Annotated in this window: 11 protein-coding genes; 2 read left to right on the forward strand and 9 right to left on the reverse strand. The window is 72.5% G+C overall.

Translation table 11 applies throughout. The features are described from left to right. Window positions 1-100: 100 nt before the first annotated feature. A complete protein-coding gene (locus tag ABT360_RS03745) occupies window positions 101-430 on the reverse strand; it encodes a hypothetical protein (RefSeq protein WP_351810135.1) in 330 nt (109 codons plus the stop codon). Between the two features lie 283 nt (window positions 431-713). On the opposite strand from ABT360_RS03745, the gene ABT360_RS03750 reads away from it, so the two are divergent. Continuing rightward, a complete protein-coding gene (locus ABT360_RS03750; protein ID WP_351810540.1) occupies window positions 714-1874 on the forward strand; it encodes a PLP-dependent cysteine synthase family protein in 1161 nt (386 codons plus the stop codon). 102 nt (window positions 1875-1976) lie between these two features. Here the strand turns inward: ABT360_RS03750 and ABT360_RS03755 are convergent, their stop codons facing one another. From ABT360_RS03755 to ABT360_RS03765, 3 genes are all read right to left on the reverse strand, one after another. Further along, a complete protein-coding gene (locus ABT360_RS03755) occupies window positions 1977-2465 on the reverse strand; it encodes an SRPBCC family protein (protein ID WP_351810138.1) in 489 nt (162 codons plus the stop codon). 248 nt (window positions 2466-2713) lie between these two features. After that, on the reverse strand, window positions 2714-3178 hold the full coding sequence (locus tag ABT360_RS03760) for an SRPBCC family protein (RefSeq protein WP_351810141.1): 465 nt from the start codon (window positions 3176-3178) through the stop codon (window positions 2714-2716). Window positions 3179-3231: 53 nt separating this feature from the next. Further along, window positions 3232-4062, reverse strand: coding sequence for a DeoR/GlpR family DNA-binding transcription regulator (locus ABT360_RS03765; protein WP_351810144.1), 831 nt, complete (start codon window positions 4060-4062; stop codon window positions 3232-3234). Window positions 4063-4304: 242 nt separating this feature from the next. On the opposite strand from ABT360_RS03765, the gene ABT360_RS03770 reads away from it, so the two are divergent. Next, on the forward strand, window positions 4305-6680 hold the full coding sequence (locus ABT360_RS03770; protein WP_444852172.1) for a hypothetical protein: 2376 nt from the start codon (window positions 4305-4307) through the stop codon (window positions 6678-6680). On the opposite strand, the gene ABT360_RS03775 is transcribed toward ABT360_RS03770, so the two are convergent. The 5 genes from ABT360_RS03775 to ABT360_RS03795 all read right to left on the reverse strand — a co-directional run bounded on the left by ABT360_RS03775 (window position 6650) and on the right by ABT360_RS03795 (window position 12843). Next, complete coding sequence (locus tag ABT360_RS03775) at window positions 6650-9088, reverse strand: right-handed parallel beta-helix repeat-containing protein (RefSeq protein WP_351810147.1); 2439 nt, start codon at window positions 9086-9088, stop codon at window positions 6650-6652. The genes ABT360_RS03770 and ABT360_RS03775 overlap by 31 nt on opposite strands. Window positions 9089-9200: 112 nt before the next feature. Beyond that, the gene (locus ABT360_RS03780) at window positions 9201-9818 is read right to left on the reverse strand and encodes an Rv1733c family protein (RefSeq protein ID WP_351810150.1); all 618 of its coding nucleotides are present in this window, start codon (window positions 9816-9818) and stop codon (window positions 9201-9203) included. A gap of 100 nt (window positions 9819-9918) precedes the next feature. Then, window positions 9919-10743: an MOSC domain-containing protein gene (locus ABT360_RS03785; RefSeq protein WP_351810153.1), complete on the reverse strand. Its 825-nt coding sequence runs from the start codon at window positions 10741-10743 to the stop codon at window positions 9919-9921. 41 nt (window positions 10744-10784) lie between these two features. Further along, window positions 10785-11261 (reverse strand): DUF6643 family protein, encoded by a 477-nt coding sequence (locus ABT360_RS03790; RefSeq protein WP_351810156.1) that lies wholly within the window; start codon window positions 11259-11261, stop codon window positions 10785-10787. A 388-nt stretch (window positions 11262-11649) separates the two neighbouring features. Next, on the reverse strand, window positions 11650-12843 hold the full coding sequence (locus ABT360_RS03795) for a glycosyltransferase (RefSeq protein ID WP_351810159.1): 1194 nt from the start codon (window positions 12841-12843) through the stop codon (window positions 11650-11652). Window positions 12844-12865: the final 22 nt, after the last annotated feature.

Here is a 12865-nt window from a genome sequence, read left to right on the forward strand (position 1 = left end):
GGTGCACCCTGGGTAGTGATGTCAGTCCAGCGTGGACCAGCGGTGACCGCTTCGCAACTCGCGGCAACCGGTTACCCGTGGGTCCCTGCTGTTGCTTCTGTCAGTCCCTGCGGCCACCCGCGCGGTGGACGGCCTCGAGCAGGCGGCCGGCCACTGCCGTCGCCGCCGCCCCTCCCGGCTCCCCGCCGCGCTGTCCCATGGTCAGCCGGTACCGCGTGCCGTTGAGCGTCGCCACCATGGCGTCGTCGCGCCCCGCGAACCAGGGCCGGCCGGCCCTGACCGCTCGTACCGGCGCCGTATCGATCACCCGTCCGTAGCTGGTGAGGAGTGCCAGCCTGCCGTCCTTGATCAGGACCTCGCCCGCCCGGGTCAGCGAACGCGGCCACCGCTCGATCCGTACGCCTGTGGCACTGAAATCAGCCTCAGCCATGACGTGCCCAGCCCCCTTCGCGCAGGTTTATGCCGGTCAGTCTGCACAAGTGGCCGCCGGTACGCCAGGGCGCGTAGCCGGATGCGCCCCCTGCGCCGTGTACCGCGCTGGATGACGCGCCCCTTGCGCCGCGTACCACCGGGCGGTGCGCCCCCATGCCGTGCCGACCGGCTCTGCAAGCGTTCCCTATGGGGCATCAAAGTCATCGTTTGTGCAGGTGAGGGAGGTATGTTCGGGGTGGGGCAGCAGGGGAGAGAAGGACGAGGAGTGGCGCGTGAGCACCATGGGGCAAGCAGAGCAGACGCAGCAGCCGGCCGGACCGGCCACGACCATCGACGTGGACCGCAGTGACCCGGCGTACCGGACGTGGCTGAAAGAAGCCGTGCGCAAGGTCCAGGCGGACGCCAACCGGTCCGCCGACACGCACCTCCTGCGCTTCCCGCTGCCCGAGCGGTGGGGTATCGACCTGTACCTCAAGGACGAGTCGACCCACCCGACCGGCAGCCTCAAGCACCGCTTGGCGCGTTCGCTGTTCCTCTACGGGTTGTGCAACGGCTGGATCCGTCCCGGGAAGCCCGTCATCGAGGCGTCCAGCGGCTCGACCGCCGTCTCCGAGGCCTACTTCGCGAGCCTGATCGGTGTGCCGTTCATCGCCGTGATGCCGCGCACCACGAGCCCGGAGAAGATCCGTCTCATCGAATTCCACGGCGGGCAGTGCCACTTCGTCGACGACTCGCGCAAGATGTACGAGGAGTCCGCCGCCCTCGCCATCGCCACGGGCGGTCACTACATGGACCAGTTCACGTACGCGGAGCGGGCCACCGACTGGCGCGGCAACAACAACATCGCCGAGTCGATTTATCAGCAGCTGAGGCTGGAGCGCTATCCGGAACCCGCCTGGATCGTCGCGACGGCCGGAACGGGCGGCACCTCCGCGACCATCGCCCGCTACGTCCACTACATGATGTACGACACCCGCCTCTGCGTCCCCGACCCCGAGAACTCCTGCTTCTTCGAGGGCTGGACCACCGGAAACGCCGACGCCTCCAGCGACTGCGGCTCGCGCATCGAAGGCATCGGCCGGCCCCGGATGGAGCCGAGCTTCGTGCCCGGCGCCATCGACCGGATGATGAAGGTGCCCGACGCGGCGAGCGTGGCCGCCGTACGGGCCCTGGAGAACGCCATCGGGCGCAAGGCGGGCGGCTCGACCGGGACCGGCCTGTGGAGCGCGCTGAAGATCGTCGCCGAGATGGTCGCGGAGGGCCGCACCGGCAGCGTCGTCACCTTGATCTGCGATCCGGGCGACCGCTACCTGGACAAGTACTACTCCGACACCTGGCTCGCCGAACAGGGCCTGGACATCGCCCCGTACAGCGCCGCCATCGACGAGTTCCTCAGCAGCGGCGTCTGGCCGGACGGGCCCGCCATGAGCGATGCCGGATGACCGGCCCGCCATGACCGATGCCGGATGGCCGGCCCGGATGACCGGCCCCCGGACGGCCTACCCCGGATGCCCGGCGCCCGCGCGCGCCGGACGAGTGAGATGTCACGGGGCCGGTGACGACGCGAGTCTGCGGTCCAGGTTGCGCATCGCGTCCCGGAACGACCGGCCCACGCCGGACCGGGCCAGCCGCATCACCAGCCGGAACGGTGCGGTGCCCTCGGCCGCCATCGTCCACCGCACGCGGGTGCCGGTCCCGTGCGGTGCCGGTGTCAGAAGCCACTCCTCCATCAGCGCCCGTACGCCGGGGGCGTTGGTCTCCTCGACCCGGTAGGCGTAGCGTTCACCCGCGTCCGTGACCATGATCCGTTCCTGGAAGACCACACCGCCGCGCAGCCGTATCTCCCGGCCGGCGCCGCCGGCGGTCGGCCGGGCGGCGGCGATGGCGGTGAACCAGGAAGGACTGTCGGCGACCTCGTCGGCGAGTGCCCGGTACACCGCCGGGGGCGGCGCGGCCAGTTCCGTGTCGAAGACGAGACGCAGGGGAGCGGACTCGAGGAAGTCGAGCCGCACCGGGCGCAGTCGGCGTGCCATGGGACCGTACCTCCAGCATGTGAGGGGGATGGCGGCGCCAGGCAGGGCCCGCGAAGCAGTGCGTCCGCCCGGAAGGCGGACCGGGCGATGTCGTCCGGTGCGTGCGACCGCAAGGCGGCGGGGCCCCCGCCGCGGCAGGGGCGTCGGCGACCCGCAGCCACGACGCGACGTGCTGCGTCGACAGGCGCCGCCCGGCTGACGGGACTTCGCGGACACGACCTGGGCCCCACACCATAGCTGGTGGCCCGTCAGTTGTCCCCCATGAGGCCGGACAGGGCCCGGCCGAAGACCCATCGGCCCGCACACGCGAGCACCGCGTCGCACACCCGGGGCAAGCCGCGTACGCGCAGCTCCTCCGTCCACGTCACCCGGACCGAGCCCGGAGCGGTCTCCCGCACCTCGATCTCGGCCCACCCGGTGATCACCCGGCCGCGCTTCTCCAGCCGGCACACGCCCATGCCCGCGCCCGCGCCCCCGGCCGTACCGTCCGGCCCCGGCGGCTCGCAGCGGACGACCTCCATGGGGTCGTCGAACCCTGCGGGCCCGATCCCGGTACGCATCGTGAACCGGCTGCCCGCCCGCACGGGCCCCGGAGTCACCGCCGTGGCACGGGTCAACGGGACCCGCGCCGCATGGGCCGGCCAGTCGGTGAGCCGCCGCCACGCCTCGGCGGGGGACAGCGGGGCATCACGGACGATCCGGAACAGGGCCATGCCGCGATCGTATGCGTGCCGAGGCCCGTGCCGGTGCCCACCGGGAGCGACCGTCAGGCGGCGTCCTCCTCGCCCGCCACGACCAGCCCCGGCAGGTGCTCCGTCATCTCGGCGCGGGCCTCGTCCGACAAGCCGCCGTCCGTCACCAGGGCGTCGATCTCGTCCAGCCGCGCGAAGGAACTCAGACCGACCGTGCCCCACTTGGTGTGGTCCGCCACGACCACCACCCGCCGCGCGGAGCGGATGAAGCGCCGGTTGGTCTCCGCCTCCGCGAGGTTCGGCGTGGACAGCCCGGCCTCCACCGAGATGCCGTGCACCCCGAGGAACAGCACGTCGAAGTGGAGCGAGCGGATCGCCTGGTCGGCCACCGGCCCGACCAGCGAGTCCGACGGGGTCCGCACCCCGCCCGTCAGCACCACGGTCGCCGCGCCCGGCCGGGGCGCACCGCCCGAACCGGTGCGCTGCGCGGTGTGGAACACATCGGCCACCCGCACCGAGTTGGTCACCACCGTCAGATCCGGCACGTCCAGCAGATGCTGAGCCAGCGCGTACGTCGTCGTACCACCCGACAGGGCGATCGCGCTGCCCGGCGTCGCCATCACCGCGGCCGCCCGCGCGATGTCCTCCTTGGCGCCCTGCTCCAGCGCCGACTTCGCCTCGAACCCCGGCTCATGAGTGCTCGCCTCGACGAGCGGCACGGCGCCGCCGTGCACCTTCTCGATGACGCCCTGCCGCGCCAGCGCGTCAAGGTCCCGGCGGATCGTCATGTCGGAGACGTTGAGTCTGCGGGTGAGCTCGTTGACCCGTACCCCGCCGCGCCGCCTCACCTCGTCCAGGATCAAGGCGCGCCGCTGCTCCGCGAGGAGGTTCTGGTTGTCGCTCACCGCAGTGGCCGGTCCTTCCCTATCGTCAACACCGCTGGCCAAGGGTCATCATCCTGCCACGGGCCGTGCGGCGACAGACCGGCCTCCTGTCACACGCTGCACGCTGCCGGCCAGACCGGGGGAGATTCCGTGAGAACCCTGCCGTCCACCCCCGCGTTCGACGATTCTTGTCACGTCCGGTCACCGCCGGTCACCCGAACCCGCCCCGCACTCCGACCCCACTCTGAGAGGGAGCCCCCCACGTGCCCCCTGCCACCCCGGAGCCCACGCGCCCCGGCGCCGCGCTGGAACTGCTGGTCCACGGCGTCGGTGGCACCACGCCCGAGCTCATGCTCGACGATCCCCGTACCGTACGGGTGACCGGCGACAAGACGGCGGCGATCTACCGGCGCACCGTCGACCAGCACGCGGAGAAGGAACCGGAACGGTTCGCCGACGGACGGCCGGTCCCGGAGGCGTACTGCTGGTGCAACCTCACGTCCGGCAACGGCTCCCGTGCCTTATGGCTGCTGCTCCTGCCGTTCATGGTGGCCAACCTGGCCCACTGGATGCGTCCGCCCGCCGAGCGCCAGGCCGCTTCCGTCCGGCTCTACGGCGTGCTGGTGCGGCTCGTCGCCCTGAGCCTGACGGTGCTGCTCACGGCCGCCGCGTGCGAGGTCGCCCTGGACCTGACGGCCTGGCAGTGCGCCGGGTCCGCCCGCTGTACGCAGGAACGGTCCTGGCTCGGGTTCATGTCGGCCGCCGAGGGCGGCTGGTGGTCCCAGCCCGGCCGCCGCCTGGCCCTCGCCGCCGTCGTCCCCACCGCACTGGTGGGGCTCCTGTGGTACCTGTCCAACCGCACCTGGAGCGCGTACGAGGCCCAGCGCCCGCCCCGGGGCGCGCTGGACGGCGACGGCACGCCCGGTCGGCGGCTGCGGCCCGCGCTCGGCCGGCCCGGCTTCTGGTACGGGCGGCGCCTCGTCGCCCGGCTGCGTGCCGCGCACACCGCCGCCGGGTTCCTCACCGTGGCCGCCGCGGTCGGCGGGGCAGCGGCACGGTACGACCGGAACACGGCCGGTGCGGCCCGTGAGGCGCTCGGCTGGGTCCTGGAGGCCGCCCTGTTCGCCGGAGCGCTGGTCGTCATCTGGGTCGTGTGCCGCCGGGGCCGCAGCGAGAAGCGGCTCGACAACAAACTCGACCGCGCCGTCGTCAGCTGGCTGCCCGGCACCTCCATCGCCCTGCTCGTCCTCGCGGTGCTCTACGCCGCCTCGTCCCGCCCCGGCTGGCGCTCCGCCGGCACCCTTCCCGGCGACACCACGTTCAGCGTGATCGTCCTCTCCCAGGGCGCCCTCGTCCTGGCCCTCGCCGTCGTGGCGCTGCGGCTGCACCGGCGCGCCCCCCACGCCCGTACCGTCCTGTACGGGCTCGGCGGCCCCGCCGTCGCGATGCTCGCCTGCGCGCTCGGCGGCGTCATGAGCGGCGGCGTCGCGCAGCGCGTCGCCGACTGGCTCGACGGCCCGGCCACACCCGGCACCGGGGAGGACCCCATCGGGCCGCCCGTGCTGCTCAGCTGGCAGGCCTCCGTCATCCCCGTCCTGCTGGTCCTGCTGCTCGTCCCCACGGTCGTCCTCGCCGTCCGCACCGCGCTCACCGCCCGCCGCCTGGCGCCCGTCGTGGAGGCCGAGTACGAGGGCGAGAAGCCGGACGCCGTCCGTACCCGCCGCATCGCCGGCACGCGCGCGCGTGCCGCCCTCACCGACGCGGCACCCGCCATCGTCGGCCTCGTCTCCGGCGCGACCCTCCTGCTGGGCGCCGGAGCGCTCGTCGGCGCGTGGGTGAGCGAAACGGTCCCCGGCAGGGCCTTCACCGGACGGCACCCGTTCGTGGAGAGCGCGGCCGAGACGGCGCAGGCGCTGGGGTCCTGGCTGATCGGCTTCGGTTTCATACTGTTCGTCACCTGGGGCCGCCGCGCCTACAAGGACGCCTCCGCCCGCCGCACCATCGGCATCCTCTGGGACGTCGGCACGTTCTGGCCGCGCGCCGCCCACCCCTTCGCCCCGCCCTGCTACGCCGAGCGGGCCGTGCCGGATCTGGCCTGGCGCATGTCGTCCTGGACCAGCCGTACGGGCGGGCGCCTGGTCATCTCCGGACACTCCCAGGGCAGCGTGCTGGCCGCGGCGGCCGTCTGGCAGCTCCCGGCCGGCACCCGCCGCCGGGTCGCGCTGCTCACCTACGGATCGCCCCTGGAGCGGCTGTACGGACGGTGGTTCCCCGCCTACTTCGGGCCGGGGCCCCTGGGCGCCCTCCACCGGGAGCTGCACTGCTGGCGCAACCTGTGGCGCCGCACCGATCCGATAGGCGGCCCGGTGAACCTCCCCGCCGAAGGAGGCAAGCCGGAGGTCGACCACAGGGCGCTGCGCGATCCGGTGGTCTACGGCCGCACCCACGAGCACCCGCTGCCCGAACCGATCCTGGGTCACGGCGACTACCAGGCCGACCCGGTGTTCGCCAAGGAACGCACCGTACTGCTCGACCGGCTTCCGCCCGCCCTGCCGCTGCCGGCGCCGGTACCCGAGCAGCGCGGCGGAGCAGGCTCATCCGACGAGGCTCAGGGCAGCTCGGGCAGGTCCTCCGGGTAGAGCAGGGTCAGGTCGTCGGTGCTCATCTCGGTGAGCCCGGCGACCCGGCCCGCGTGCCGTTCGACCATCGACTCGAACGTCTGACGGGCGGTACGGCCGTTGCCGAACGCGGGCCCCTTCGGCAGTTCCGTGAAGTACTTCAGCAGCGCCTCGGCCGTCCCCTCGGCGAGCCGGTACTCGTGGTCCTCCGCCTGCTGCCGGACGATCCGCAGCAGCTCGTCGGGGACGTAGTCGTTGAAGGTGATCGTCCGTGAGAAGCGGGACGCCACACCCGGGTTGACGGTCAGGAACCGCTCCATCTCGGCCGTGTACCCGGCGACGATCACCACGACCTCGTCCCGGTGGTCCTCCATCAGCTTCACCAGCGTGTCGATCGCCTCACGCCCGAAGTCCCGCCCCGAGTCCTCGGGGGACAGCGCGTACGCCTCGTCAATGAACAGCACCCCGCCGCGCGCCCGGCCGAACGCCTCCTGGGTGCGGATCGCGGTCGAGCCGATGTGCTCGCCCACCAGGTCCACGCGTGACACCTCGACGAGGTGCCCGCGCTCCAGCACCCCCAGGGACGCCAGGATCTCGCCGTACAGCCGGGCGACGGTCGTCTTGCCGGTGCCGGGGGAGCCGGTGAAGACCAGGTGGCGGCGGACGGATGCGGCCTTGAGGCCGGCCTCCTGGCGTCTCCTGCCGACCTCGATCATGTTGGTGAGGGTGCGGACCTCGCGCTTGACGCTGTCCAGGCCCACCAGAGCGTCGAGTTCGCCCAGTACGTCCTGGGAGCTGCGCGCGGGAGGCTCCGGCACGGCCGCCGCCGGGCTTTCCGCCGGTGCCGGGGGCAGGGACTGGAGCGGCACTCGGGGCTCGACGCGGGAAGCCACCGTACCGAGCAGTCCGCCGACCGACAGGGTCGCGGCCGGAGACGTCGTCCCGGTCCGGGCGGTCAGGACGCCGCTCTCGTCGCCGGTGCAGTCCTCGACGACGGGCCCCTCCTCTCCGAACTCGTATCCACCGCGTGTACACCGCTCCGTACGGCACCGCCTCAGCGTCGTACGACAGCCGTCCATGACATGGAAGCCGTATCCCCCGCTGCCCGTCACCCGGCAGCCCTGGAAGGTGCCGCGGCCCTCCGCCGACACATAGAACCCCGCCTCGGCGGGGGAGGTGACCGTGCACCGCTCGATCGTCGGATCGGCGCCCTTGGTGACGATGACACCGGTCTGTACGGAGTCGATGGTGCACCCGCTGAGGGTGCCGCCGCTGCCGTGGTCGCGGAACCAGGCCCCGGTGGACGCCTCCCGGATACGGCAGTCGTCGAGCTGCGCGGTGGCACCGTCGCTGACCGACACCGCCGTGTTCCGCACCTGGGAGAGGTCGCTGTCCACCACGTCGGCGCGCGAGCCGCGGTCGAGGACGAACAGCGCGTCCGGCACGTCGTGGACGCGGCACGAGTCCAGGACGGCCGTTGCACCGTCGCTGACCCAGACCGCCGGGTAGTCGCCCGTACTGTCGTGGATCTCGCACTGGTTGGCGTCCACCCGCGTGCCCGGGTCCCACACCGACAGGCCGTTGCGGCCGAACCGCCGCACCGTCGACCGGGTCAGCGTCAGCACGGAACGGGACCGCAGGTCGACGGCGTTCTCCGGGATGTCGTGGATGTCGCAGTCGGAGAGCGTCAGCACGGCGTCCGTGTCGAGGGTGATCCCGTCGGCCGTCGTCCGGTGCACGGACGAGTCGGTGAGGTGGGCCGCGGCCCGGGAGGCGATCTGGACGCCGCTGCCCTTGATCTCGTACACCTCGCAGCCGATCGCCTCCAGGCCGCTGCCCTCACCCGTGACGGACAGCCCCGCGCCGGAGGCGTGGTGGACCCGGCAGCGCTCCAGGCGGGGGTGCGCGCCACCGCGCACCGAGACGCCCGACTGTCCCGCCGAGACCACCTCGCACTCCTCGAACACGCCGCCCGCACCGTCCAGAACGCCGATGCCCACCCCCGCCGGATTGTCGACCGTGCAGCGCCGTACGGTGGGACGCGCCGCTCCCCGCACCTCCACCCCGGCCGCCGAGCGGGTCACGATCCGCAGGTCCAGCAGCTCCGGGGTGCCGTCCTCGATCAGCAGCGCGGGCGCCGAGGTGTCCTGGCCCTCCACGTACAGGTCCTGCACGGTGGCCGAGGCCCGCACGGTCAGCGGTACCCCGTCGGCGGGGGCGATGCGTACCGAACCGACCGCGCCTTCCGTGCCCCGCAGGGTGACGGCGCGCTGGAGGACCAGATTCTCCCGGTACGTCCCGGGGGAGATGGTCAGGACATCGCCGTCACCGGCGGCCTCCAGGGCCGCGGCGAGGGACGCGTACTCGCCCGTGCGGCGCCGCCACCGCGATGTGCCGGTGTGCGTCACCTGGACCGTGCCCTGTGCCATGGTGCTGCTCTGCCCCCACCTCGTGCGCCGCGCGTTTTTCCGGACGATCGCACCACCGTAGCGCGCGCGGCGGGGGCGAGTTGACCGGTCGGCCACCGCGGTGACGACGAGGTCAGCTGCCCGCGCCCGTCCTGCCCCAGTCCGGACCTGCCTGCGCCCAGGCACGGTCCAGTCGCGCGTACCGCCGTTGCGTCAGCTGCCATACGACGACCCGCCTGACACCTTCGACGAGTCCGGCCGACAGGAGCGTGGTGCCGATGCCCGCGAGCACGGCGTGGTCGAGTGCGGTCTCCTCGGTCATGGGCGGGTCGACCGGCCGGCCCCGGCCGTCCGTCCAGATGCGGAAGGTGTCGCCCGGGGCGGCGTCGTGCCGCGCGGTGGTCAGCGGCCCGGTGTGGAGCGTGCCGTCGGGCCCGGTCCACTGGGCCGGCACCGACCTGCGTATCTGGTGGTCGGTGGCCGCCTCCGTGTCGCGCGCCGCCGGCCGCGGGTTCTCGGCCCGCTCGTCGTGGTCGAGCACCCGGGCGGTGGCGGGATGGCGCTGCTCCTGCTCCAGCCGCGCCGACTGCTGGAGCGAGGCGTGGGTCAGCGCCCCGGTGACCAGGCCGGTGACCGGAGCGGCGACACAGATCATCAGCAGGGCGACGAGCGCCACCCAGGCCTCGGCGAGATCGGTGGTCCGGCACAGGGGATTGTGCCGCCAGCGCCAGAGTCCGACGACCGCACGCACAAGCCCGCACCCCCTTTCGTGTCCGTCAACGCGTCTGCGGGGCTCCCGGGTTCCCATGAAGCCACGGCCTATGCGGCCTCTGCGACGGACCGAGAGGCCGCTAGCCGAGGATCTCCACGGGGTCGCCCACCCGCAGGGTGCCGGTGTGCTCGGGGACCAGAAGCTGGCCGAAGATCATCTTCTTGCCTATGAGGCGGTGCCGGGTCAGGGTGCGCAGCGGTTCCTTGCCGCGCTGCGCGGTTCGCTGGTCGGTGGTGGTCACCACGCAGCGGGCGCACGGCTTGGCGACGCGGAAGGTGACCTCGCCGATCGCGACACGCGTCCAGTGGTCCTCGGCCCAGGGGGCGGTGCCCTCGACGACCACGGTGGGCCGGAAGCGGTCCATGGGCAGCGGGCCCTCGTCGGGGTGGTCGCCCTGGGCGATGAGGGAGTTGAGGGCGTCCAGCGAGGAGACGGTCGTGACGAGTACGGGGTAGCCGTCGGCGAAGTTGACGGTCTCCCCGGGCCGCGCGTACTTCGGGTTGATGGGACGGCGGCGGGCCGGGTCGTCCAGGTGCACCAGCCGGACGTCCTCGCCCAGGTAGGTGCTGAACCACTCGTCGGCGGCCGCCCCGGCCGGTACCGTCTCCACCTTCGTCTGGAAGATGTCCGCCGGAACGATGGCCGCCGGCTCCGGTACGGCGACCGGCAGCGGCTCCATGCCCGGTGCGGACACCCTGATCCCCCCGTCGGGCGACTGCTCCGCGAAGGCCAACGCCAGCCGTGCGTGCTGACGTTGGGTGACCACCTTCGCCGTGGCGTCGATCAGCATCCAGCGGCGGTCCCCGGTGAGCCCCCAAGGCTCGACCGCCGCCTCGACGGGTGACGACCCGCCGAGGGACTTGACCGGACGGACGTACAGGGAGTGCAGGGCAGGATTCGGCATGACCTCATCCTGCCAGCACGCATGACATCCCTAGGGAACGGTCAGTACCCCCCGCCCCGATAGGGGCGGTTGTACGGGTCGTCGTACGGGGAGGGCGCGGGCGCCGGAACGGGCCGCGGCGCCGCCGGACGCATCGCCTCGTACCCGGTCGGAACCGGCCGGGACTGGTGCTGGGGCTGTGGCCCCGGGTAGCCGTAGCCACCGCGGGGGGCCGTCGGCTGCTGCGGGATGTACGGCGCCGGCATGTGCTGCAGCGGGGCGGGCTGCGGCGCTGCCTGCTGGGGATAACCGTACGAGCCGCCGTAGGACGGCATGGGCTGGGAGGGAGCCGCCGGGAGGGCGGGAAGGGCCGCGGGGAGCGCCGGCAGGTAGGAGTTGCCGGTGTCGTAGGCGGCGGGCACTCGGATCGGCGCGATCTGAGGCGTGCCCCGTTCCGCGACGAGAGAGTCGTAGATCGGGGTGTCCGGGAACGACGGCGCGTCGTAGTAAGCGCCGCCGTAGGAACGGGGGGAGGTCATGACACATAAGTTAAGCCCACGATGTGCTGGTTGGGGAGGCCGATAAGCAGGTTGTTTTACGCGGCGTGAGTGGCGGCGGATCGCCAATACGAGCGAACCTGGGAAAAACGGTCACCGTCCGTGTAAAGGCCAGGCTGGCGGGGGGTTACCGGCAGGTCCGCGGTGCGTGCCGAGACGCGTCCGCAAGGTGCCCCATACATAAATCCGGCGGGTGGTGGGCGGGGACGGGGCTTCTGCATGTCCATGCTTAAATTGGATCAATGTTCCGCCGGGCGGGCGGAGTCTTCCCCTCGCATCAACATCGAATTCGGTCGGCGTTACTCCACGTGCCGGGAAAAGTGCGCTGTGGTGCGGGCTTCGTCTTTCCGGTTCCGGACCTGATGAGCCGTCACCTCTCCGGCAGGGCCTCGGGACGAGGATAGGTGCGGCCCTTCCAGGCGGCACCGCGGCCCCGGTAGTGCCGAACCGCCGAATCGACCGTCATGCACAGATAGAGGGACGCCGTGAAAGGCAGCACAAGCGCCTGCCACAGCGACTGCCGGTAGTAGCGGAGCATCGGGACGTACGTCCCCGCCATCATCGCCCACGCCACCGCACCCAGCACCCCGGCCCTCGCGTCCCCCGCGAACAGGCCCGCGCACACGGCGGCGGGCGGCGCCAGGTACACCACCCCCAGACCCGCCACCGTCCCGATCAGCAGGACCGGGTTGTGCCACAGCTGGGCGTACGCGCTGCGGGCCACCATCCGCCACAGATCCACCAGCCGGGGATACGGACGGACGCTGTCCACCCGGTCGGCCAGCCCCAGCCAGATCCGGCCACCGGCCTTCCGGACCGCCCGGGCCAGTGCCACGTCGTCGATCACGGCGTGCCGAATCGACTCCGGAACGCCCGCCCGCTCGGCCGTCTCCGTACGCAGCAGTACACACCCGCCCGCTGCGGCCGCCGTCCGCGCCCCCGGCTTGTTGACCCGGCGGAACGGATACAGCTTCGCGAAGAAGTAGACGAACGCCGGCACGACGAGTCTCTCCCAGGCGGTCGCCGTCCGCAGACGTGCCATCTGCGACACCAGGTCGAGGCCGTTCGCGGTGGCGGCGGCGACCAGCTCGCGCAGGCTGTCCGGCTCGTGCGCGATGTCCGCGTCCGTCAACAGCAGGTACGCCGGACCGCCCGCCCCTTCTCCTTCCCCACGCGCGCGTGCGAGCCCGATTCCGTGCCGCAGCGCCCACAGCTTCCCGGTCCAGCCGGGTTCCGGCGCCCCGGGCGACGCCACCGTCAACGGCGGCCCTCCGCACCGTACGGCCAGAGCGCGTGCCACGTCCCCCGTACCGTCCTCGCTCCCGTCGTCCACGAGGAAGATCTCCAGCGGTCCCGGATAGTCCTGCGCCAGGAGGGACGGCAGGCTCAGCGGCAGCACCTCCGCCTCGTCCCTGGCCGGCACCACCACGGCGACCGACGGCCACCGCGGCGGGTCCGTGCGGCGCGGCAGGCGCTGATCCGTACGCCAGAAGAAGCCCTGCCCCAGCAGCAGCCACACCCAGGCGGCCACCGACCCCAGGGCGATCCACGCAATGGTGCTCATTCGTCGCAGTCTGCCCCACAAC

This window comes from Streptomyces sp. NPDC000229 (assembly GCF_040300825.1).
In the GTDB taxonomy this organism is placed as follows: domain Bacteria; phylum Actinomycetota; class Actinomycetes; order Streptomycetales; family Streptomycetaceae; genus Streptomyces.